Raw genomic sequence first — 22,961 nt, 5'->3', positions numbered from 1 at the left:
TCTCACCCTTTAATTATTAACTATAAAAAATTTTCTCCTAACGGATTTTTTATTCCACAAACTGCTAGTTAACACAATAAGCATCTACCCTTATTGTAGATTGCACCCGTATGTTTAAGTACAACATTTCACAACATATGATTAATCACTTCCAAAATTCCGCTGGATCGTTTGTCGGTATAATTATTTTATTATAAGATCCTAATTGTTTTAGTGGAGTATAATAATTAGGATATAAAGCATAAAAAGGTTGGATAGACCTCTCTGCATCAAAGTTATATTCACTTATCGCAGGACATAAAAACCAAAATAGATTTTTAGACATATACCCTAGATAAAAAGAACTTTCTTCTGTTTGTGTATCAGATTTTCCGTTAACAAGTATCTTTTCATTTTTTGATAGCCTGTTCCTAAACTCCTGAAGATCAAGCAAATTCCCGTTTTCATCAGTTACAAATCTATTCCATGATGCATCTACGCATATCCATTTGTTTAGTTCGGAGATATAAACAATATTAACAACATGACTATCAAGATCATATGCATCATACGGAAAACATTGTACTCTTCTGGATTTATACCCCATACTCAGCAATACCTCATTCAATACAGTTGCAATTACATAACAATTAGCACTGATTTCTTCTTGATCTGCAAGCTCTAAGATATGAAGTGCATGATTGACCTCATGATGAGACATACTTCCATGTGTTAATCTTTTATGTACCCAAGCTATAAGTTTTAAAATTTGATCAATTTCACTCCCCGTTCCTGCTATTGCATCAAGATCGTATTTGGTTCTCAACTTTCGCAAATTCTCATTACTAAATTCCTGATATTGAAAATTAGCAGTTGCTCCTCCTGTTTGCGGTTTATATTCTTTTGTAAGCTCTAACAGTTTTAAATAGTAATTCTTAAACTCAGGAATATACCCAAACATTTAACTTCTCCCTCTCACTGTCTTCCCAGAAATTTAATTTACTTTCCTTATAATTTCTATTTCCTTCTTCCATTAACCTGCCATAAAGCACAATATCTTTTCACACCATTTTAACATAATATTCCATTATCTCATTTTAAATTTAAGCCATGAAAAAAGACGATCATTTGATGATCACCTTGTTGAACTTTTGCACCAATAGTTTAACAAGTGCAAAAAATTTTAGTGAATTAAAGATGCACTTAAATCCTTAGCGTCATTTTCTAAATAGCATTTTAAGCAAGATAACATATATACCCAGCCTTCTTTTTGTCCTATTATTATGGTTACTACTTCATGGTCTTCTTCTTTTAAACCCGATTCGTTAACTTCAAAAATTATATGGACGTGATGTCAAAATTGCAGATGCTCGAGGAATTGAACGTTTAGAAGGAAAAGAGATTGCTAGAACATCTGTGAGTGTAGAAGATGTAATAACAAATATTGATGTTCTTATAATATCTATCCCTATTCATGTAATGCCAAGCAATCGCAACATTGTAGATAAAGCGGGAGAGGAAGTAATCGCTGTAGACACTTCAAATTATTATCCTTTTAGAGACAATAAAATTGAAGAAATTGAGAACGGGATGGTTGAAAGTGTTTGGGTTTCAAATCAATTAAGTAGACCTATCATTAAAGCTTTCAAAAATCAATTAGCTTATACTTTAGAAAATAAAGGAACCCCAAAAAGTACTAGTGGTCGCATTGCCTTGGCGATTGCTGGTAATAACCTATCACAAAACAATTAATCATGGACTTAGTAAACAAGCTAGGCTTCGACGCAGTAGATAGTGGTTCTTTAAGTGATTCGTGGAGCAACAGCCAGGAACTCCTGCATACTGCACAGAACTAACAAAAGAGGAACTAACGGAAGCATTGAAAAAAGGCAAATAAAGAAAAAGCCCCATTCTTACGGGATAAGGTAATAGAGAAGTTTTCAGCTGGATTTTCACATAAAGATATTGTGAATCTAAACAGAGAAACATATATTTCATAATTTAGGAAACCCATATTGATCATTGCTCTGGTATTTAATTTTAAATTGAATAGAAGACATAGGAAATTTGACACCAAAATAGTAATCAAAATAACTTTGATCACTATTTTGGCAAATCTTTTACTATAAACTCTGCTCATCCACCTTGGATGTAACACTTTAAAAATATTTAGACGTTGTTAACAATTTTCATCGCCGTAAAAATTTGTATTGTTGTTACACTAAACTACCAGTTAACACATTAAGGGATTGCTGGTCGTTCAGCAATCGTCCCAGATTGGTTAAAGCTCACTTAAAGTAGTCTATTAATAATATATATACAGATACACTGAGAACGAAGATTGTAGATAAGAGTAATAACGTGAAATATTCCTTTTTCCCGATAACTAACATTTCAACAACCCGAACAGCACTAGATAATCCTAAGGAAAAGAGCATAGCAAAAATTAATAAAGTCGGAGAATCAGTTGACGGATTTGAACTTACTAACCCCGAAATAGAAATGAGTAACACTCGAACTGCAAAATAAATCGTCAAGATACTTAAAAAAATATCTAAAGCTAAAAATAACTTATTTCGGTGGTTACCCCCAAAAGTTAGAGTTTTATTATGAAGCTGATTGGGTGGATTGAGTTCGGTATTCAACTGGACTCAATACAGCTAATTTTTCTTTTGATCGTTCATGGTTGTACCAATAGATATATTCTTCAATCCGGCTTTTTAATTCTTCATAGCTTACTAATTCTTCCCCATAATACATTTCTTGCTTTAAAATACCGAAGAAATTCTCCATCGAAGCGTTGTCTGCGCAGGTTGCTTTACGTGACATGCTTTGGAATACTTTATTTTCTTTTAGTGTCCTCACCCATTGGTTATGCTGGTAATGCCAGCCTTGATCGGAATGGATGGTGGTACGATAGGCTGCATGATTCTTTATTATCTCTATCGTATCCTTTAAAGGTTCCATGACAAGATCTAACGTTGGGCGCTTTTTGGTTTCAAACGTAATAATTTCTCCGTTATAAAGGTCAAGAATCGGATTTAAATATAACTTCTCTTCGCCTAGACATTTGAATTCTGTAATGTCGGTTACTAATTTCTGAAGAGGGATAGGTGTGCTAAAACGGCGGGATAATCGGTTTTTCGCTACTTTTCCAACATTCCCCTTATAGGAATTGTATTTACGAGATTTCCGCATAAATTTCACACATTTTAACCCTAGTTTCCGCATAATGCGATACACTTTTTTATGATTAATAGAATGTCCTAATTTCTTTAATTCTTTCGTAATCCGTTTATAACCATAACGTTCATGAAACTTTTTAAATAGATCCGTAATGACTTTTTTTAATTCTGTGTCCGAATCTTCTATGCCAAAATTTTTCACATGATAGTGGTAGGTTGCTTCCGGAATGCCTACCACCAAGAGAATATCTTTTAATCGGAATCCTTCTTCTTTGAGTTCGAATGCCACCTTTGCTTGTGCTTTTCGTGGAAGGCATTCGGATTCTCTCGAAAAGCTCTCAACTTTTTTAGGTACGCATTTTCTAGTCGCAATAATTCATTCTCGCGTTCTAATTCTTCTTCGCGTGTTAACTTCTTCTCTTCTTTTTTCTTTTGTTTATTGATTTTCTTAGACATAGAAGGTTTCCCCTTTGGTCTTGGTTTCAGGCCTTCTATTCCTTGGTCACGAAATGCTTTCAACCAACGTTGAATCATGGAATGGTTGTTCAAATTAAATTGAACAGCAGTTTCTAAATAAGAAGCACCTGTTTCTAGCATAAATTGTACCGCATCTAATTTAAATTGAACAGAATACTCCTTCTTAGTATTTCTTCGTTTTAATCCATCCACCCCCTGTACTTTATAGGATCTCACCCAATTTTTTAATGGAGAAGTACTGGGCATATTATATTTTTTCGTCAATGATTTATATCCAAGATTCCCGTACAAATACTCGGTGACAAGCTTTACTTTAAATTCTTCACTATATTTGACCATAAAAACACCCCCGAAAATTAGATTTTTTACTCTAACTTTCGGGGGTCGGTACCTTCTCTCTATACTTTTTTTGAATCTTTCCTACTATTTTCAACTTTACCTGCCCCCTTTTCGGTTTAAAAATTAAATTCCTCCCTAAGGCCATTACAGACGATTGAAACAAGTTAAAGATATGAAAAATGTAATTTCACTTATTAAACTAACCTGCAGTTAGTGGAACAAAAAACGCTGCCACAACAGCTACAGTTATTCAACTCTTGCTACTCTTAAATTGAAGAAGACCTTAGCAATCACTCTTTATATATTATAACGTCGATAATTTTTTACCGTGCAATAGTTGTATTTCCCAATACAAAAGATATAATGGAAAAAATGGTTAAAAAGAAACCAATAAACCCATATGCTCCACCTTCGAATCCTCTAATGTTTACAAAACCAATATAGAAAAGAATAACAGCAACTATAATCGCTATGGTTCCAGGCAACATCCTTACAAATAAGGTAAAACCTTTGTTGCTGAACCACCAGGTAAACGTCAAAATAATAATCCCTAGAATAAGAGCCATCAGAAAAGGTCCTAAAAGCATCATTGAATATCCCCCACTCACCTCATTAACATTATATTCCATTTTTAAAGTGACTGTTTTTCCATTGTTTCATTAACCTGACAGTTAGCACAATATCTTCCCTCATAATGTTAACATAATATTCCATTATTTTATTTTAATTTTAGGACATAAAAAAAGATGATCATTTGATGATCGCCATGTTTAACTCTTGCACCAGTTCGTAATATAAGGTTAGCCAGATATTTAAAGAGTATCCTTTATTTTCTGGTTGACCTTTTTTAATATGGTCTTATTATAACGGTAGTCGGGGTAGAACGTCGCACCCGTGGGACTCGATCCCGTTAGCTAAACTGTTCACCCCCTACTTGTATAAACATGTTTCAGGCTGGTTGGGACAATAGATCCCGTTTAACAAGCGAACCTATGACATTACAAGAAGCCTTTTGGGGATACCGACTAATTTATTATTCTAGGAGGAGATATTCTATGAATCCAGTCGTTGGTCTGGATGTTTCAAAAGGGGAAAGTCAGCTCCAAGCTTTTTTAGATAAAGGTAAACCATATCGTAAAAGCTTTAGTATTAAGCATGATCTTAATGGACTAGGTAACTTACTAGAATTTCTTGAAGAAGTTGAAGACGCAGCTAATGGCAATCCACCTTCGGTAGTTCTAGAGTCAACTGGTCACTATCATACTCCCGTTATTCAATTTTTGGAGGAACAACAGTATGTTTATATTATAGTAAATCCTCTCATTTCACATCGTGCCAAAAGTTCAAATCTGCGTAAGGTTAAAACAGATGCTGTGAATGCCTATCACCTTTGTGAGCTGTTTTATAAAGAAGAATTAGAACCTTATAAAAAGCGAGGCATTCAGCTATTAAACCTTCGCAATCTTACTAGACAACAGGAAAGCATTGCAGAAATATCCGCAAAAACTAAGTTGCAGCTGCACTCTTTGGTGGATCAGGTATTTCCAGAATATAGAGGTGTATTTGGTAGTTTATATTCTAAGGTTTCGTTGCTTACTTTACTTGAATTCCCAACATCTGCGGCAGTTTTGAAGATGAGTGAAAGAGAATTAGCAGACAGGATTGGTGCGTTATGTAAGAGTCGTTCCGACCTCTGGGCAATGGAAAAAGCACAGAAACTAAGAGATGCAGCTCTTCGTAATCCATTTAAGAAAAACTTATACGAGAGTCATATCTTTAATCTTGAGGTGTTGGTGACGATTGTTCTTCAATACCAAGAGCATCTATCGAAAATTGCGACTGAAATAGATGCCCTCGCTAATGAAATTGAAGAATATCATATACTCCAGTCTATCCCTGGTATCGGAGAAAAAATCGCCGGCACGATTATTTCTGAAGTTGGAGAGATAGATAGGTTCAATGATGCCAAAAAGCTCGTTGCATTTGCTGGAGTAGATCCAAGTGTTTATTCCTCTGGTAAGTTTACGGCATCCGTTAATCGAATTACTAAACGAGGATCCAATAGACTTCGCCATGCCTTATATATGGCGGTCCAAAGTGGTATTCGAGATTCTCGTAAAAAGAAGACAACAGATGATATCATGGCACGCAATAAAAGATTAAGAGAGTTTTACGATAAAAAACGTGAAGAAGGAAAACCCTTTAGAGTAGCAGTTATTGCATGTGTTAACAAGCTCTTACATTGGATTTACGCTTTACTAAAAAGCAGAACTACTTTCCAGGATATAGCTTAGAAACTATATCTAACTAAATACAACAAAACCTTCCAATTACAACTAATAGGAAGGTTATTTGGCATGTTCTTTTTTAGTATATCATGGGTATTTTAATTTTTTTATTGAAAAATATTGACAAACTATTAGCTGGTTTACCTTAAGTACATTTTTTCACAAACTAAAACTTAATAACATAAATCAAATACGAAACTAAAACACTGATCCATTGTACGGATGCAAATAGGAAGATTGTTTCCACCGCATAGTTTGAATCACTCAAAAGTAAAATCATCATAAATGGAATCATTAAAATAGATAAAGTACCAGCAACTAATAGACTTTTGGATAAAATACTCACTTGATATTCATCGTACTTTTTTCTTTTCTTAATCAAGATAAATACTATTATGGCAATGGTTAAACCAATTATAAGGTATCCAATAAACCTCATGTTTCCAGTTCTGAGAAAGTCAGACCACCCATTCCAGAAAGAAGAATTAAGTGTCTCTCTATGTGAAAGAATACTAACAAATTCCATATGACCAGCCGTAAAAATAAAAATAAACGAATAAATGACTGACATAAAACCAATAAAGATTATATTTATGATAGGTTGTTTTAACAAACTCATTTTCTCTCACTCTCCTCAAAATCGAATATTTCCTCAATTGACAAATTAAAAAATTTTGCTAAATCATATGCCAACCAAATCGACGGGTCAAACTTATTGTTTTCTATTGCATTAATTGCTTGCCGTGAAACACTCACCTTCTCACCCAATTGTGCTTGTGATAATCCAAATTGCTCTCTAAGGTTCTTAACTTTGTTTTTCAATTATTGTACCTCTTTCCTTGTAAGGTTAACCTTACATTAAACTTACCAGAGTATATTTTGTGTGTCAAGTGTACCTTACACACCCTTCTTAAAAAAATGCTTTCCAATTTAGAAAAGCACCCGTTAATGCAATAAGAAACGTTTCTATTAGCTCGTCTAGTTGAATATAAGGTTTAAATAATCTCCATGTCCTCTTATGAGTTCAATTTCATTTTCAGAAGAAATCCAAAAGTAATGAAATGTTAGATCTTCTTCTTCGCCTCCACCAGTAGGTTTATAATCCCATTTATCTTCGACAACGTTTACAGTTAGCTTATAAAAAAATCGATTATGTATCGTACCATCATCATTCTCCCAAAAGTCTTCAGCAATCAAATCTACAACCATAAAATTCCTTAGTCCCGTTTCCTCTTCCATTTCTCTAATAACTGCATTTTTTGTATCCTCATAAGGCTTAACTGTTCCTTTAGGCACCTGTATGCCTGCTTCGGCGATTGGATGTTGAAAAACTAGTACCTGTGTTTTCCCATTTTTAATTCTTGTTACATAACCATAAGCCTTTTTAATTGGGTTCATTCATATTTCCTTTCCATCTCTAAATATTTTTAATTAATTTTATTAACAACCATTCCCATTTTCAAAAAAATCAGCAGCAACTGACAATTTGGTGTGTATTAGCACCCTATAACTTAAGAGGACTTGTTATATTATTTTTCCCATTCATGTTCCAGTACGCTAAAAAGTAAAGAATCTCGCCATCCACCTTTTACAAACAAATTTTCACGAATTCTACCTTCCTTAACCATTCCGACTTTTTCTAATACTTTTGATGAGCCAATGTTTCTAGGATCGCAAGTTGCATATATGCGGTGAAGTTTAAGTTCTTTAAATCCAAAATCAATCAACAGTTTAGCGACGTCTGTTGCTATTCCTTTTCCCCAATACTTTGGATTTAAAATATAGGCGACTTCTCCAATTTTATTAGTGAAATCTCTAATGTTAAACTCCCCAGCTCCTATCATATTCTCATTATAAACAATTGCAAAAACAAACCTCGTTCTTGGTTCTTGATTAGCATCATTAATTACTTGTTTAACAAATCCTAGTGAGTCATCTTTTGTATTTGGTCCCCAAGGTTGATATTGGCAAACGATATCTTGTGATGCATATTTATGGACATCAATCCAATCATCTTTCGTAAATTCTCTTAGTAACAGTCTTTCATTTGAAAGAGAAATCTTAGCATTTGCGATTTAAATTCCCTCCATTTATATATATATACCCTTCTTCAATTAAACTGCCAGTTAGTTTAAGTTTATTTTTTCACAAACTCAATTAGATTTTAACATAAATATCCACTACTGGAGATAGAAATTATTCTACAACCTGGCCCAGTTGCGGAACAAGAAAAAGCTAAAAGTTAGCGGCCTTTATTTATTTTACTCCTTTTCCTCCTATAAGTACTTACTTTTACGAAAGTACCTGTTTTAAAAGTGCGTACTTACACATTAAAAAAACGTATTCTATACTCAAAGAGTAATAAAATTTAAGGAGGATACATTCTATGAAAACACTTATTGTAGTAGCTCACCCGAGCATAGAAACATCTATCGTTAATAAGCGATGGATTGAGGAGTTGAAAAAATATCCTGAAGAATATACGGCACATGAATTGTATAAGGAATACCCGACAGTAAAGATTGATGTGGAAAAGGAACGACTGTTAATTGAATCACACGAAAATTTTGTTCTGCAATTTCCGATACAATGGTTTAATAGTCCGTCCCTTCTAAAGAAATGGCTTGATGAAGTTTTTGATTACGGATGGGCTTATGGATCCAATGGCGGGGATAAATTAAAAAATCGAAAAGTGGCATTAGCTGTTTCGGCAGGCATCAGAGCAAGTGACTACAGTGAAAATGGAAGATATGGACATACTTTGGAACAAATACTTATTCCGTTTGAAACAACCTTTTTCTATTGTCAGGCAGATTATCGTTCGATTCATGCGTTTTACGGTGAAGAACAAAAGCCAGGCGGAACAGAAGAAGAAGATTTAAAGCCAGTGGTAAATGAATTAGATCGCAATACAAAAGAGTATTTAGCTTTTTTGAATAGTCTATAAACACAAACCCGGAGGCAATCAGCAGGAAAAATCTTGATTGTCTTCGGGTTGTTTAACTATATTATTTACTCATCTGCATTTTGATTCATTTCGCCCCAGTCACACATCATATCTAAAATGGGGAAAAGAGAGCGTCCCTGATCAGAAAGCGAATATTCTACTTTTGGAGGGATTTGCGGGTATTCTTTACGCACCACTATTCCGTCTGCTTCCATTTCTTTTAACATCACGCTTAATGTCTTAAAAGAAATAGATCCTATGTTACGCTTTAGCTCATTAAATCGCATCACCTCATTTTCTAACAGCCAATATAGAATAATCATTTTATATTTGCCGCCTATGACAGATAGCGTATATCCAAGCCGGTATCTTTTAAAGCAATGCCATTTGGGACGCAGGTTTCTTCCAGTTCATTATGCATAGCATTTCTCTCCTCGAATATTTATATTTTTATCCTTTTCTTGTAAAACTGCCCGTTACTTTAAAGTACATTGTCAATCTATAAAATTATATTAACATAAATATCCAGAAATAATCATCTAGTCTCTAAGAAACTATAGATATAAGATGACTTTAATTCTTAGTCTACTTTATTTTTTCCAAGAATGAGTCTCTAAAGTATTCCCTACTGTTAAAGAATTTCTCACAATTGCAAAAACGTGCCCAGTGTTTCTAATAATGTGAGAGGTGAATTATGATTAAAACAGCCTTTCATACCATAGTTCAACAAAAAGAAATCATCTAAAGACCTTGTATCTGAAGGGTTTTAGATGATTTGCCTTTTTGATTCTACTATGATTAAGTTGATTCATATATAATTTGTATCAACCTTTTAATTCTTATTCAACAATTGTTACCCATTAATTTAAGTGAAATGTTTCACTTATAAAAAGAAAAATTGACTTACAATATAAAACCCTTTTAATATATTGTAAATCCTACACATAATAGTCTATTGAACATTGAACTAACCAATTTCTATGCATATGTTTCTTTTCTTTATTTCTTCTTCCAATAATTGAATAAATTCTTTATCTAAATTTAACTCCATTGCCTTCTTGTAACTATCAAACAATTGCTCGTCTGATAGTAAATGCATTGTTAACCTCCTTTCACATAAGATTGGTTTTCTACACTAATACCCATTTCTATTTAATTTAAAACGTATGCTTGATATCAAACTAATCCTAGGAACTGCCTCATCGACAACTCCTTACTCCACTTTTGCACCTGTTAGCACTAGAACTAAACTTTTCCTTCCCTTCATTCTCTAAAATACACATTTCCCATAAAATTCGTCACCAATCTTTCTTGAGTTTCTAAGTGAGCCTTCTTTTATAAATCCCGCCTTTTCATAACAAGCAATTGCTGAAGTGTTAAAATCAAATACACCAAGACTAACTCTATGTAATTTATGTTCATCAAATGCACCTTTGAGTATTTCTTTCATTATTTGTAGACAATAAACTGGAAAGAAACTCCTACTACATTAAACCATCAATGATTAAGTAGAAGAAGTTCCCTTCCTTAATATAACAAGGGCAAAATTTACTTTAATTTCCTAAAATACTTTCTGCTTCAGTCCTGAATTTCTTTGCCCCCTCAGTTGGAGTAATTTCTCCATAATTAATCTGATCTGCTATATTAACTAATGCCTCAATAACTTGACCTGATGACTTAGGATCTGGAGTGCCCATCGTAGAACTGTTTTGTTCAACCCAACTCATATACTCAAAAACTTTACCTTGAGATTCAGACACATGATCCATCAGAGCTTCTTTCACTTTAGAAGAAGCCGGCACTCCACGATCACCAAGAATTAGTTTGTTAGCTTCAATATCATTTACAAAGAAATTAATAAAATCTGCAGCTGCTTTTTTGTGTTCAGAATTTTCGGACACTGAAAAAAACATACTAGGTTTTAGATATAAGCCTTTATCAACATTGGGTCCTGGTGGAGGACTTAGTTCCATCGGTCTACCGACAACTTTTTGAGTACCTATAAACATAGTAGCCCATTCAAAAACACCTGCTGCTTTCCCTTTAACCAGAGCACTATCTTCTGGACCTGCCTGTTGAGCGATTTCATCAGGTGATTGTACAGCTCCCATATCTATCAATTCTTTTGACATTTCCCAATAATCAACAAATAATTGATCATCACTGTAACCTAAACCACTACCATCTTCGGCAAAAAGCCTCGCACCATTCGAACGAAGATAATATCTAAATGGATCTTCCCACAAGCCCCCATCTATATAATATCCAGCATCCTTTGCTTTTTCAGCAATTTCCAGATAATCGTCCCAAGTCCAATTATCTGGGATAGAATTAACACCAATTTCTTCTAATATCGCTGGATCATAATCCCAACTCATCGCAACTGTCCCTAAGTTAAAACCATATAAACCATCGTTTAATTTTCCACCTGCCACAACATTATCTGCTATATTATCTACATTAAGTTCGTTTCCAATATAAGGTGTTAAATCTGCTAGTTGATTACTATTTGAATATTGAGACAAGTAAATCAAATCCATTTGAACTATATCTGGTAACTGGTTAGAAGCTGCTTGTGGTGCAAGTTTTGTCCAATAATCATCCCAACTCGCATATTCTGGTTCAATACTAACGTTTGGATTCTGTTCTTCATACATTTCTATTACTTTGTTAGTATATTCATGTCTTGTTTGTTCCCCCCACCAAGCTATTCTTAATGTAATCTTTTCCTCATTATCAGCATCAGTTGACTGTTTTTCAGACGATTCATCGTTAGAATTACTTGTGGAATTATTATTGTTGTTACATGCTGTAAATAATAAAACCATGATAATTCCTAAAAATAATATAATACTTAATTTTTTCATTTTGTTCCCTCCTGCACTTTTTGATATCGCTTACAAAAAAGAATATCTAAATTTTATTGTAAAGAATATAAAACTAAGTAGATACTGTTTAAAAATTAGGTTTTACATTTTGGTAAAAACAATATAGTCAATTTTTTTGAAATCTAGTAAACTTAAATGCATTTAACACAAACTTAGCTCAGATTCTTCCTGACCAAATACTCGTAAATATTTAATTTAGTTGTCCTCTTTATGATTCATGTTATTCCCTGTTATATCCTAAGTGCTCCCTTTTGAATTAAGATATTCTCTTTGTAAACCATTAAAATGAAGCTTAAAAAATAACACCTCACCTCCCTTAACGTAAATAGAATATGAATCCATTTTGAAAAAGGATTGATCAAAATGGATTTGTTAATAAATAGATTGTAATAAAATAATTTTAAAAGGTATGTGAACACATAAAGGGTGCCCATAAAGGAACTGCCAAACATCACATCGATAGTATTGATAATTCACTTTGTACAATACCTTTTCTTTTTTTAAAACTATTCAAATAATACTATTTAATAAACCTCTCTGAGTCCATCCAAGCTGCATCATCTGGTGCAATTTCATCACCTTGTGTAAGATATACTCTATCAACTCTTAATCCAGCTTCACCACCATAGATGGAAAAATTATGAATTCCTTTATCAATATCAATTTCAGACAAAAGTGTCCAAAACCAAATTTGTTTTGTACTATAGGTATATAACCTTCCCTTAGAAAACTGCTGGTGATAAGGCTGTACTACCCCATCTAAGCCAATTCTACAAGCATCCGAAAATTCATCATCAAATTTAATCAACATCCATACACGGTATGTTCCTGGACTCGTAACCTTTATCTTATAATGAAGTGAAGGAGCATCCATCGCATTCGACCAGCTTAATCCACTAGTTTTTATATGCATTGCCATTCCGCTTGCTCCATTTGTCTCAGCTTGTGTATGTGTCCATTCAATCTTTTCATTATGAGAGCTTTTTTGTGTATTAGCATAATTAGACTGTTCAAGGGCATATTCTGTTTCAATTGCGATAACACCATTATTTTCAATAAAATATCCAGAGCCAAATTCTGAAATAGCGTCTTTATACCCAAATTGATCAGGCATATATCTAGAAGCACCCTTTTGAAATTGCGGATATTCTTCGTTCAACATATATAACCTATCATAATTCCAAAAGTCAATTCCGGCATATACAAGGTTTGGTAACGGTGCAGTACCAACTTTCATACTATATATAGTAGTACATAAATTTTCCATATCCGATAAGCTATATTCAGGAATCGTTTGTAAATTAGGCTTTCTCACTACTAAGCTATTACCTGTAAAATAACTTTCTTCCGGCCCAAGATTACATACCTCAGGCTGTATAAATGAGCTATTATGATCAAGTAGCTGTGGAGATAAATTCGTCAAATCCTTATCTGTATAAACAACAAGCTTACTGATTGTTACATATCTATCAATCATATAAATATTTAGTTTATGAACACCACTATTCATAAAAGGTAATGACACATAAAGTTTTTCACCATTATTTAAAACAGCATCTCGCCAGTTCCCACGCCACTCATCATTTGTTTCAGTTTCAATAATTAAAGGATCCATATCATCGATTGATACAGCAAAACGAATTTTACCTGTGGAATTCAAAGTCAAAAAGCGATGAATTTCCAATAAAAAATGCCCTTTACTTCTTAGTAGAAATTGATAATTTACTGAAGCATTATTCTGTACATCATTCCCGTCAGGATAACCAGAGCCTGCTGCTTCTATCACATTTCCATCCATTCTTCCCATATCCTCAATAATTTGCCACCGATTATCGCTTGAAGTTCTATCAAAAATAAAATGGTCAGCCTTCATGGAAACAAAACCATCCGCTTCAACATGACCATTAAAATGCTCCGGGATATCCTCTCTACAATTAGCAAATACATCAATCTGATATTCCTTTTCATCAGGTGATGTTTTTATCACAATTTTGCCCCTTTTGTCCTCGTTAATACACTTTTCTTTCAACTTTATCAATATTCTTTTTTCATCGATTACCGTACCAAAGCCCTCTGAAACTTCAACCCATTCATTGCATGAACTTATATCCACAGTAAAGTCAAAACTTTCTGCTCCTGTATTAAAAATCTCAAACCATTTTACATCCATACCATAGGAATCGAATATAATCTTTTGATTAGTTTCGGGTGTACGTTCACCCCATACAATAATATTGGAACCAGGTTGTTCAATCTTTAATGCTGGGGTACCTGCTGGATACATTGCAGTAGGCGGTGGTGAAAAACTTTCTGGTGTAAGGATTCTATCCCACTTGCCACCGGACATTATCTTATTATAAAAATGAAGCATACTTCTTCTATAATCCATCATTTCCCTAGATTTTGTTATATAATGGTCTGCTGATTGCATTTTGCCTTGTTCATAACTCAGATTGCTTCGATCTGCAAAATAAAACTCTGCATTTGCATAGTAAGATGCATGAATCTTCATTAGAAAAAGTTGAAAAAAAGATTCTCGTTCATTTTGAGGCAGTTCAAAGTACATTTTATTGGCTTCATCATATATTTCTTTTAACTTATTTACTCTTACGCCAGCTTCGTCTCCATAAATGGTTTGTGAAAATTTATCTCCAGTCAGATGTTCAATCTTACATACGTTTGTTATCTGGGTAAAACGGTTATATAAATCAGCCGCTCTTTTCCCATAATCACCCGAAAAATTAAAATCAATCCATTTTTCAGTAAATTTTGACGTATCTTTTGTTACAGCATCTTCTTTTCCTGCTTCCCAACCATAGGTCAAGAAGTATTCAATATCCTGTTCAAGCGGTTTCAGAGCACCAACATTAAGAACCCATATCTTTCTAATGCCGTTGTCATAGCATTTCTTTAATTCATTTCCAGTATGCGCCATTGGTATAGAGTTGATGTACAAATAACTCATACCAGGATGTGCCCAATATGAATTGTGAAAATATATCCCATGGCCTCCTGAACGTTTCTGCTCTTTTGAATCAGGATATCTTCTCATATAACCAAAATTATCATCGACCCACATAAGCGTAACATCATCCGGTAGCTCTAAACCTGCGTCATATAAAGGAAGAACCTCTTTATAGGGTATAAATGTCTGTAACGCTTCTTCACGATTCTTTTTTCCTAATACATCTTTTAAAATATTTCTTTGATCCTTAATGATATTACCGAGAAGCTTTACCTTTTCCTGCTTTTTTTCTTCCATATTGAGATTTGTATTATGATCTATCTCATCTGTCTTAAACCCAAAATCATGTACTCCTCTCATGCCGACCGTATAACACACTTCATAATCTTTATTCTGTTCTACGCTTTCGCGCCAGTATTCTTGTAATATCTCACGGTTTCTCCCTGGAATAGAATAATCGTAACTTACTTCTTCATAGCCTTTTTTCTCAAGCCAGGGTTCCCATTCATTCTGATTACTGCGAAGAAGCATATCACAGTGTGATGTTCCGACAACAATCCCCATTTCTTCTGCTAATCGGCCATTTTCTGGGTTCTCATTAAAGTAATTTACATGCATAGCCGGCCAAATATAATTTGCTTTTAATCTTAGTAGTAGTTCAAATATATGTACATATGTTTCAGGTCCTATGGTATTATCATTTGTATGTGCTTTTGCCCAAGCGTCAAGTTGCTCCTCATCATTCAAGAAGATCCCCCTATATTGTACGGATGGATAGGAAGAAGTTTTATGGCCCCTATCTATTAAAATGGAATCATGCTTTTTAACAGGAACATCTGCAAAAAAGTACCATGGTGAAACACCGATCATTTTTGAGAATTCATATATACCAAATATAGTTCCCCTTCTATCAGTTCCTAAAATGTATAAAATACCATCTTTCTCCTGAATGAGATATCCTTCCCACCTATAGTTTCCTTCACCATCTTGCAGGCATTCCGTATGTATTTCCTTATCTTCAAGTTTTTTTTTAATGGCGATATTGTTTGCGATTGCCCCTATAACAATCTTTCCTTCTCCATCTGTAACTTCTCCTATAGCGCCGCATACTTGATAGATATCTTTTGTAAGATTATGTGCAGCAATTTTAACGGCTGGAAGTTCATTCTGTGATAAATATATATTTATCTTTTGTTTATGACTACAGATTAATGTTTTACCCTCCACACTTTTCAATCCTTCCTATCATGATGATGTAAAACCTGAATATTATAATTCACCTATCTGCTTAACCACTTCAATTTTATAGTTATATTCTAATAAAACCATTATATTTTTAAACTATTCACAATACAATTGCATTTTATTGAAAATATATTGCATTTAGATTTATATCACCGTATACTATATACAATAAATATTCAGCTTAATAAAAGAGGTTTTCTATGGATTATCAAGATTATTACAAAGATCATCAACTATTTTTTCACAAAAACTGCGACATACCACCACATCCCACAAAATACGGAATGCATGCTCATGAAATTTATGAGTTTTATTATTTACTCTCAGGAAATGGGACTTTTACAGTGGAGGGGAATAAATACTTACTAAATCCTAATAGTATAATGCTCATGCGTTCAAATGAAGCACACTATTTACAAATGAATAAGGATCTTCCATACGAAAGGATTGTGCTTCATTTTTTTCCACAGATCTTAGATCAAATTGATCCAGATAGAATATTACTTACTCCTTTTGATAACCGATCTTTGGGAGTCAATAATTTTTATCCATCGGGGTCTTTTTCTAATCAATTAGTTCGTTCCTGCCTGAATAATATACTGGAAGTTAAAGATAATGATTACAAAAAAAGAGTAGCTATTATAACTAATCTTCTTACTATCTTAAATGAATTGAATAAAAGCTTTCATAATTACCATCCTCAGTTATTATTTACTGCACAAAATTCTCAAATGACTGAAGTGATTAGTTACATAAATGAACACCTATTTGAAAATATAAGCATCGAAAGCATCTGTAAGCAATTTTATATTAGCAAATCTCAGTTAAATACCTTATTCAAAAAGGCAACTAATACAACTGTATGGAAGTATATAATAACCAAACGATTAATAAGCGCTAGACATTTGCTTTACGATGGTGTGCCTGCTGTTGAGGCATGCATGCAATGTGGTTTTAAGGATTATTCGACATTTTACCGCAGATATAGAGACTTTTTTGGTACTTCTCCTCAAGATGATATACATAAAGTATGATTTTTACCTGTTATATTTTTAACAGTTTTCAATGTCTTTCATCATGTCCACCTTTTTCCCTTGTTATTTTTTAAACCCTTTTACTCTATTTTTCCACCATCTATTCACCTTGATCAAATAAGGAATAATAAGAAACATAGTATTCCTTATTTGGCAGAACGATCTAGCATGCTATACATTTACGAAAAAAAAGATTTTTGTTTTAACATAGTATTAGATAGGAAGAGGAATGAATAATTATTATATATTGGTGTAAACAATAGCTAGCGTTCCAAATAATATGATTAAAACAGCTTTCCAAGCCATTACTCAAAAAAGCAAACCTTCTAAAACCCTTGGATATCAAGAGATCTAGAGGTTTGCCTTTTTTATGCTACTATGATTAAGTTGTATTTAACGCAAACATATCGTTGTCAGATTGTACTTGGTCCACTACTTTTAAACCAAGTGTAGCTTTAATTTTCAGTGCTATTTATAAAGAAAGTTGATACAGTTTATTCATATATAATATGTATCAACCTTTTAATTCTTATTCAACAATCGCACCCTTTGTATTATAAGGTTAACCAGATGCTAAATATTTCTGGTTGACCTTTTTTTATATGGTCTTATTAAAACACCGTAGCTCCAGATAGGCTCCCTTTTATTGAAGATCGATATTAAAGGGGAACTTCGATTAAGACCCTCGATAGCTCAACAATCCAATAGAGTTTTAGAGCAAGCAACTTTTTATATTAACTAAGTGCGTTCCAGTTTGGTGTTATACATTTATCGATTTATATTTCTTGTCATTCCAATCGAAAATTTCTTAAATCCAAAAGGCTCATAATAGGACTCCAAATTTTCTACACACATAAGTTGAGGAATAACTCGACTTTGCTCGCAATGTTGAATTATTCTTTTCAACATTTCTTTGCCGATACCTTTGGACTGATATTTCGGTAGCACACATACTCCACAAATAATTCCAGTAATCACACCATCTGATATAACACGTCCCATACCCACTAATTGTTGTTCTTCAAAAGCATAAATAGCATACCAACTTTGATTACACATATGTTCTAAATCATTAACTGTTAATTCAAGTGAATTCCATCCTAAAGATTCATATAAGGTAAGTAATTGCTTAAAATTTTCAGGGGGTTCAATTGTATAATGTATGGTCTTTTCCATATAAGCACTTCCTATTGTTTTTGGTTATTATATATCTACATATCTTCTTCCACAATGCTGCCAGTTAACACAATAAGCATCTACCCTTAACGTGACTTATTAAGGTCAATTGTTAAGTAATCGTTATTACCATAACGACCAATTATGTACCAATTTGAAGAAATATCATATTCAGCTTTTTCACCTATTATTAGAGGGTTTGCTAGTGCAAACTCGTTAGGAGGAACGATTGTTATTCCATAATCACAGTCAATAAATAAGTCAATTCCACCACATATTTTATAAAATTCATATAAATCGTTTGGTAATAGATGACCTTTTTCTACAACTGGATAGCCTGAAGGAGAATGAATTACACAGTTTGGGAAGTTTTTTACTTTATCAATCAAAAGTTGAAGTTCCATACTTATTCCTTCCTTATTCAAAAAAATGTAGACAGCTTAAGTATAATGTTCCACTATATTTATGTCATTTCCTTCTTCAACTATCCTGCCCTTTACTTTAAGCACATTCTTTCACAAATTAATATGAAAGTGGAGAAACTATTGCGCAGTATTAGTCTACTATGCAGGAAATAAAGGCGTTTTTCTTATTTTAATATACTGCCACGTTTAAGTACCTTTTTTTCACGAACTTATTTATATTTTAACATATATATCCAATATTAGGGGTATGACAATCAATGCCTTTTACAACTCTTCGGCAAAAGTAGTAGTTTTCCCCTTACTATGATTAAAACAGCTTTTATACCATTATTTTTAAAAAGGAAATCACCTAAAGTCCTTGTGTCCGAATGGTTTTAGATAATTTTCCTTTTTATTCTACTATGATTAAATTAGATTTAACGCAAACTTAATCAATCTAAAAATTTAACCACTCTACATATATTCATCGTAAATAACTGTTCTCACTTAACTATACAAACAAGCGTATATTTGGGTTTGATATGGTGTGTCGTGCCCTAATAACTCTTGGATATGCTCTAATGACATTCGATTTTTCGCAAGTTGGGCTGCCAACAGGCCTTACACGTGGAGATCAGGCAGCCATAAGCAGATATTCAATATAAACATTACATACATGAATATATGTTTTAAGTCAAGTATTATTAAATCCTCATCTTATCCTTAAATATATCTTGCTTTACTATGATGATGGATCATATAAACAAGCCCTATACCTTTTATCAAAAAGGTTAAAGCCTTCGTATAATTTAGCAGGAATCAGAGAAAATAAAAGGTAAGTATCGTTCAAACATTGTAGCAATACTCATACAAATAACAAAGTAACCATGAAGGTGTTTTACTTGAATCAGCCTTACCAGTGCCCTAAATGTAAAACAAACCGTTCACGTTTTAATGTAATTGAACAAGTTGCCAAACCAGTAAAATTAAACACAGCTACTGGAGAAGTGATCAATAATTACGAGCAGGAACCGTTAGAAGCTTTTCATGTCGCCTACAACGGCCCTAACAGGAGAATACAATGTGGTGTATGTGGCTTAATTGAAGATGAAAACACCTTTATTAAGTATGCTCAAATACCATAAATAAATCATGGAGGATGAATAAACATGACCAAAAATCGTAAAGGACCGAAACAGCAGGAACAACCTGATTTACCCAAAAGCGTACAACAGCCCTACGGTGAACCATTAGCAGGATCGCATAAAGTAAAAAATAAAAACCATTCCCGAGAAAAACATGGTGCATCACATGACATGTGAGAACCCTATTCAATACGAGGTACTGGAGTTAGGAATTATTCTACAATCTGGACCGATTGCGAAACAAAAAAATACTGTATGTCAATACAGTATTTTTGATCAAAATTTTTACACTTATCTTCAAAAGTAGTGTTTGACTCCCCACTATAATTAAAATAGTTTTTCATTAAAAAAAGGGATAAAGTTTTTACTCTATCCCTATAAGTTACTTGTTAATTGGAAAACTGCTTCATGACATTCATTAATTCCTCAATGGTTTCTTGACCTTCACCTTGTTTGATCGCATCACTAACACAATGTTTGATATGTCGTTCTGTGACAGAAAAACCTACATTTTTTAATGCGGATTGAATGGCACTTATTTGTACTAATATATCAACACAATATCGATCATCTTCCACCATTTTTTGTATTCCACGAACCTGACCTTCTATACGTTTTAAACGGTTAATGACTTTTTGTTTTTCATCTTTTGTTCTTGGTTTACTCGGTTTATCATGTAAAAATTCATCCACAAAAACACTTCCTCTCTTTGACCTAAGTCGTATCCATTTTGGTATTTGTATTAACGAACTGATAAAGTAAACCTATTATACCATATCAATGAATTACGAGTTATCGTTCAATCACTACTCATTATATAGTAAACTCGGATTATCTCTGATACATCAGTTAACTGTAGTCCCAAAATTGTACTTATTTATCTAGTTAATAAGCCCACTACATTGAGTTGCAGAATAGAGTTGGTGGTGGCTTTTTTTAAACGTTTTCTACATTGTCTACATGATTTTTATTATGATAAGAAATTAATCCATCCTGGGATAACCTATCACAATGAGTGAAACCTTTTATACTTCCTTGTCGTATATAAAATAGAGAGGAGCTTGAACAAAATGAAAAAAAATCTGGTACTAATTGCTTTTGTCTTTTCAATTTTTTTATTACCTCAACACGTCTTTGCTGTTGACTTTTCCATTACGAACACAGAAATTAATGCTTATTTACAGGAGAATGGCGATGTTCAAGTTACAGAGCAACACGCCTATCAATTTGATAGTGATTTTAATGGCATCACTCGCACACTTATACCGAAAGAACAAACACAAATAAAAGAATTCCAAGCATTTGAAAAAAACAAGCCTTTAGATGTTGAACAAGAAGAGAATCTTTATAAAATCTATCGAAGTGGTTCAGAACAGGAGATACAAATTGACCTCTCTTACACCATTACCGATGGAGTGGAAGTATACACGGATTTGGCACAATTTTACTGGCCCTTCTTTGACAGCAGCAACGAATCCACATATCAAAATATGGATATTTTTATCCACCCGCCTCAAACAACTGGAGAGGTGCTCACTTTGGGGTACGACGAAGCTTATGGCACTTCAAGTATAGCTTCAGATGGTATTGTACATTTTGCCATGGGTGAAGTTGAAAGCGGGACAAATGGAGATATCCGAGTAGCTTATGATGCTTCTCTGTTTCCCACCGCGAACCTTAAAGAAGACAATACAATTCGTGAGGATATACTAGCAAATAAAGCTAAATTAAAGGAAGAACAAGCGGCCTATGCGAATAGACGGGATCTATTAAGCCGTATTTCCCCTTATATTGTAAGTGGCTTATTTATATATGTAATCGTACTAGTTATTGCAGTATGGAGAAAAAAGAACAGGAGATTAAGAGAAGTAGAACGTAGCTCTAAGCAATCACTATACTTACCAAATCAAGAGATGAGTTTACCAGCTACCATGCTTTATATGAGAAATATGTCAGCGAGTAGTGAATTGATATCGGCAGCTTTATTGGATCTGGTTAGAAAAGGATACGTCAAACGAGATGGTGAAAGTAAATTTGTTATCGTAGATCCTAACACTGACTTTCAGCATGAGAGTATATTAATCGAATGGTTATTCAATAAGATAGGTGAAAATGGTGTTTTCTCCTTGTCAGATCTTGATGCCTATACAAAGAATAAAGATAATCATTCGACCTACAACAGTGACTTTGCCAAATGGGTACAAGCTGTAAAAGAAGAGGTAAAACAGAACCACCTGTTTGAAAAGAAAAAAAGAGTACGTTGGACTGCAGGTATAGTCAGCCTTTTAATGATACCCTTTATTATCATTCTAGGTGTTCATTCTCTTTTCACTTGGATGGCTCTCTCTATCTTTCTAAGTTTAACTTTATTGCTATTCGCTATCATCTACCAACCCAAAACCATTCAAGGGGTTAGAATCTCACAGCAATGGAAAGAACTCAGTTCCAATTACAAGAATATCGGTGAAAGAGATTGGAATGACTGGATGAGTGACGAACAAATGCAAGCATATATTTACGCAATCGGTACAGGTAACAAGTCGATGCAGAAGAAATATGAACACCTTAGTAAGAACTTGTCCGCAACTACTACAACTGATAGTAGCTTGCAAACAAATGACTTAGTGATGTTTGTACTTATTGCAAGCGCAGTGACTAATCAATTTGACAAAACTGATTCGACGGTGTCCGCTACTACTAGTAGTTCTGGTAGTGTTCCTGGGGGAGGAACAGGAGTTGGTGGTGGTGGTGGAGGATCAGGTGCTTTCTAACAATAGAAGGTTTCGATTACTAACATTTAGTGATCGAAACCTTTTTATTAATTCAGTTAATGAAGTAACTATTTTAAAGCTAGTCCGCTCCATCCTTTGGATCTCCACAATTTAGTAC

20 protein-coding genes and 3 pseudogenes are annotated in these 22,961 nt (G+C 33.7%); 7 read left to right on the top strand and 16 right to left on the bottom strand.

The window, feature by feature from the left end; genetic code table 11:
• Positions 1 to 145: 145 nt before the first annotated feature.
• Positions 146 to 940 (bottom strand): transglutaminase domain-containing protein, encoded by a 795-nt coding sequence (locus tag GI584_RS10740; RefSeq protein WP_153791229.1) that lies wholly within the window; start codon positions 938 to 940, stop codon positions 146 to 148.
• A gap of 383 nt (positions 941 to 1,323) precedes the next feature.
• Here GI584_RS10740 and GI584_RS10735 point away from each other — a divergent pair.
• Positions 1,324 to 1,979, top strand: a pseudogene (locus tag GI584_RS10735) (NADPH-dependent F420 reductase); the annotation flags it as partial.
• Between the two features lie 607 nt (positions 1,980 to 2,586).
• Here GI584_RS10735 and GI584_RS10730 read toward each other — a convergent pair.
• The 3 genes from GI584_RS10730 to GI584_RS10720 form a co-directional block, all read right to left on the bottom strand.
• Complete coding sequence (locus tag GI584_RS10730) at positions 2,587 to 3,453, bottom strand: IS3 family transposase (protein WP_194842181.1); 867 nt, start codon at positions 3,451 to 3,453, stop codon at positions 2,587 to 2,589.
• Positions 3,417 to 3,980, bottom strand: a complete 564-nt coding sequence (locus GI584_RS10725; protein ID WP_153791227.1) for a helix-turn-helix domain-containing protein — start codon at positions 3,978 to 3,980, stop codon at positions 3,417 to 3,419. Before GI584_RS10725 ends, GI584_RS10730 begins: the two co-directional genes overlap by 37 nt.
• Positions 3,981 to 4,303: 323 nt before the next feature.
• Positions 4,304 to 4,570, bottom strand: a complete 267-nt coding sequence (locus GI584_RS10720; RefSeq protein ID WP_153791226.1) for a YesK family protein — start codon at positions 4,568 to 4,570, stop codon at positions 4,304 to 4,306.
• A 465-nt stretch (positions 4,571 to 5,035) separates the two neighbouring features.
• On the opposite strand from GI584_RS10720, the gene GI584_RS10715 reads away from it, so the two are divergent.
• The gene (locus GI584_RS10715) at positions 5,036 to 6,274 is read left to right on the top strand and encodes an IS110 family RNA-guided transposase (RefSeq protein ID WP_153791225.1); all 1,239 of its coding nucleotides are present in this window, start codon (positions 5,036 to 5,038) and stop codon (positions 6,272 to 6,274) included.
• 160 nt (positions 6,275 to 6,434) lie between these two features.
• Here the strand turns inward: GI584_RS10715 and GI584_RS10710 are convergent, their stop codons facing one another.
• The 4 genes from GI584_RS10710 to GI584_RS10695 form a co-directional block, all read right to left on the bottom strand.
• A complete protein-coding gene (locus GI584_RS10710) occupies positions 6,435 to 6,887 on the bottom strand; it encodes a hypothetical protein (RefSeq protein ID WP_153791224.1) in 453 nt (150 codons plus the stop codon).
• Positions 6,884 to 7,090, bottom strand: coding sequence for a helix-turn-helix transcriptional regulator (locus tag GI584_RS10705; protein ID WP_153791223.1), 207 nt, complete (start codon positions 7,088 to 7,090; stop codon positions 6,884 to 6,886). Before GI584_RS10705 ends, GI584_RS10710 begins: the two co-directional genes overlap by 4 nt.
• A 156-nt stretch (positions 7,091 to 7,246) precedes the next feature.
• A complete protein-coding gene (locus GI584_RS10700; protein ID WP_153791222.1) occupies positions 7,247 to 7,666 on the bottom strand; it encodes an NUDIX hydrolase in 420 nt (139 codons plus the stop codon).
• Positions 7,667 to 7,797: 131 nt separating this feature from the next.
• Complete coding sequence (locus GI584_RS10695) at positions 7,798 to 8,307, bottom strand: GNAT family N-acetyltransferase (RefSeq protein ID WP_325063431.1); 510 nt, start codon at positions 8,305 to 8,307, stop codon at positions 7,798 to 7,800.
• A 347-nt stretch (positions 8,308 to 8,654) separates the two neighbouring features.
• Here GI584_RS10695 and GI584_RS10690 point away from each other — a divergent pair, with 347 nt between their 5' ends.
• Complete coding sequence (locus GI584_RS10690; RefSeq protein ID WP_153791220.1) at positions 8,655 to 9,215, top strand: NAD(P)H-dependent oxidoreductase; 561 nt, start codon at positions 8,655 to 8,657, stop codon at positions 9,213 to 9,215.
• Positions 9,216 to 9,280: 65 nt separating this feature from the next.
• Here GI584_RS10690 and GI584_RS10685 read toward each other — a convergent pair.
• The 5 genes and pseudogenes from GI584_RS10685 to GI584_RS10665 form a co-directional block, all read right to left on the bottom strand.
• Positions 9,281 to 9,624: pseudogene (locus GI584_RS10685) on the bottom strand (winged helix-turn-helix transcriptional regulator).
• 558 nt (positions 9,625 to 10,182) lie between these two features.
• Positions 10,183 to 10,314 (bottom strand): sporulation histidine kinase inhibitor Sda, encoded by a 132-nt coding sequence (sda, locus tag GI584_RS10680; RefSeq protein WP_153791219.1) that lies wholly within the window; start codon positions 10,312 to 10,314, stop codon positions 10,183 to 10,185.
• A 100-nt stretch (positions 10,315 to 10,414) separates the two neighbouring features.
• Positions 10,415 to 10,668 (bottom strand): annotated as a pseudogene (locus GI584_RS24035) (GNAT family N-acetyltransferase); the annotation flags it as partial.
• 100 nt (positions 10,669 to 10,768) lie between these two features.
• Positions 10,769 to 12,082 carry an ABC transporter substrate-binding protein gene (locus GI584_RS10670; RefSeq protein ID WP_153791218.1) on the bottom strand — a complete coding sequence of 438 codons (1,314 nt, stop codon included), beginning with the start codon at positions 12,080 to 12,082 and terminating at the stop codon, positions 10,769 to 10,771.
• Positions 12,083 to 12,623: 541 nt separating this feature from the next.
• A complete protein-coding gene (locus GI584_RS10665; RefSeq protein ID WP_228552391.1) occupies positions 12,624 to 16,295 on the bottom strand; it encodes a glycosyl hydrolase 115 family protein in 3,672 nt (1,223 codons plus the stop codon).
• Between the two features lie 218 nt (positions 16,296 to 16,513).
• Between GI584_RS10665 and GI584_RS10660 the strand changes: the two genes are divergently transcribed.
• A complete protein-coding gene (locus GI584_RS10660; protein ID WP_153791216.1) occupies positions 16,514 to 17,347 on the top strand; it encodes an AraC family transcriptional regulator in 834 nt (277 codons plus the stop codon).
• 768 nt (positions 17,348 to 18,115) lie between these two features.
• Here GI584_RS10660 and GI584_RS10655 read toward each other — a convergent pair.
• Together GI584_RS10655 and GI584_RS10650 are read right to left on the bottom strand one after the other, a co-directional pair.
• Entirely contained in the window at positions 18,116 to 18,523 is a 408-nt protein-coding gene (locus GI584_RS10655; RefSeq protein WP_153791215.1) for a GNAT family N-acetyltransferase, read from the bottom strand.
• Between the two features lie 86 nt (positions 18,524 to 18,609).
• Positions 18,610 to 18,927 (bottom strand): SMI1/KNR4 family protein, encoded by a 318-nt coding sequence (locus GI584_RS10650; protein ID WP_153791214.1) that lies wholly within the window; start codon positions 18,925 to 18,927, stop codon positions 18,610 to 18,612.
• Between the two features lie 902 nt (positions 18,928 to 19,829).
• On the opposite strand from GI584_RS10650, the gene GI584_RS10645 reads away from it, so the two are divergent.
• Together GI584_RS10645 and GI584_RS10640 are read left to right on the top strand one after the other, a co-directional pair.
• The gene (locus GI584_RS10645) at positions 19,830 to 20,072 is read left to right on the top strand and encodes a DNA alkylation repair protein (RefSeq protein ID WP_100360703.1); all 243 of its coding nucleotides are present in this window, start codon (positions 19,830 to 19,832) and stop codon (positions 20,070 to 20,072) included.
• 24 nt (positions 20,073 to 20,096) lie between these two features.
• The gene (locus GI584_RS10640; protein WP_153791213.1) at positions 20,097 to 20,249 is read left to right on the top strand and encodes a small acid-soluble spore protein P; all 153 of its coding nucleotides are present in this window, start codon (positions 20,097 to 20,099) and stop codon (positions 20,247 to 20,249) included.
• Between the two features lie 212 nt (positions 20,250 to 20,461).
• Here the strand turns inward: GI584_RS10640 and GI584_RS10635 are convergent, their stop codons facing one another.
• The gene (locus GI584_RS10635) at positions 20,462 to 20,764 is read right to left on the bottom strand and encodes a metal-sensing transcriptional repressor (RefSeq protein ID WP_100360705.1); all 303 of its coding nucleotides are present in this window, start codon (positions 20,762 to 20,764) and stop codon (positions 20,462 to 20,464) included.
• A gap of 378 nt (positions 20,765 to 21,142) precedes the next feature.
• Between GI584_RS10635 and GI584_RS10630 the strand changes: the two genes are divergently transcribed.
• Positions 21,143 to 22,843 carry a DUF2207 domain-containing protein gene (locus GI584_RS10630; RefSeq protein ID WP_153791212.1) on the top strand — a complete coding sequence of 567 codons (1,701 nt, stop codon included), beginning with the start codon at positions 21,143 to 21,145 and terminating at the stop codon, positions 22,841 to 22,843.
• The last annotated feature ends 118 nt before the right edge of the window (positions 22,844 to 22,961 follow it).

This window comes from Gracilibacillus salitolerans (assembly GCF_009650095.1).
In the GTDB taxonomy this organism is placed as follows: domain Bacteria; phylum Bacillota; class Bacilli; order Bacillales; family Amphibacillaceae; genus Gracilibacillus; species Gracilibacillus salitolerans.
Note: the sequence above shows the minus strand (reverse complement) of the source record. Positions and strands in the feature narration are given on the sequence as shown.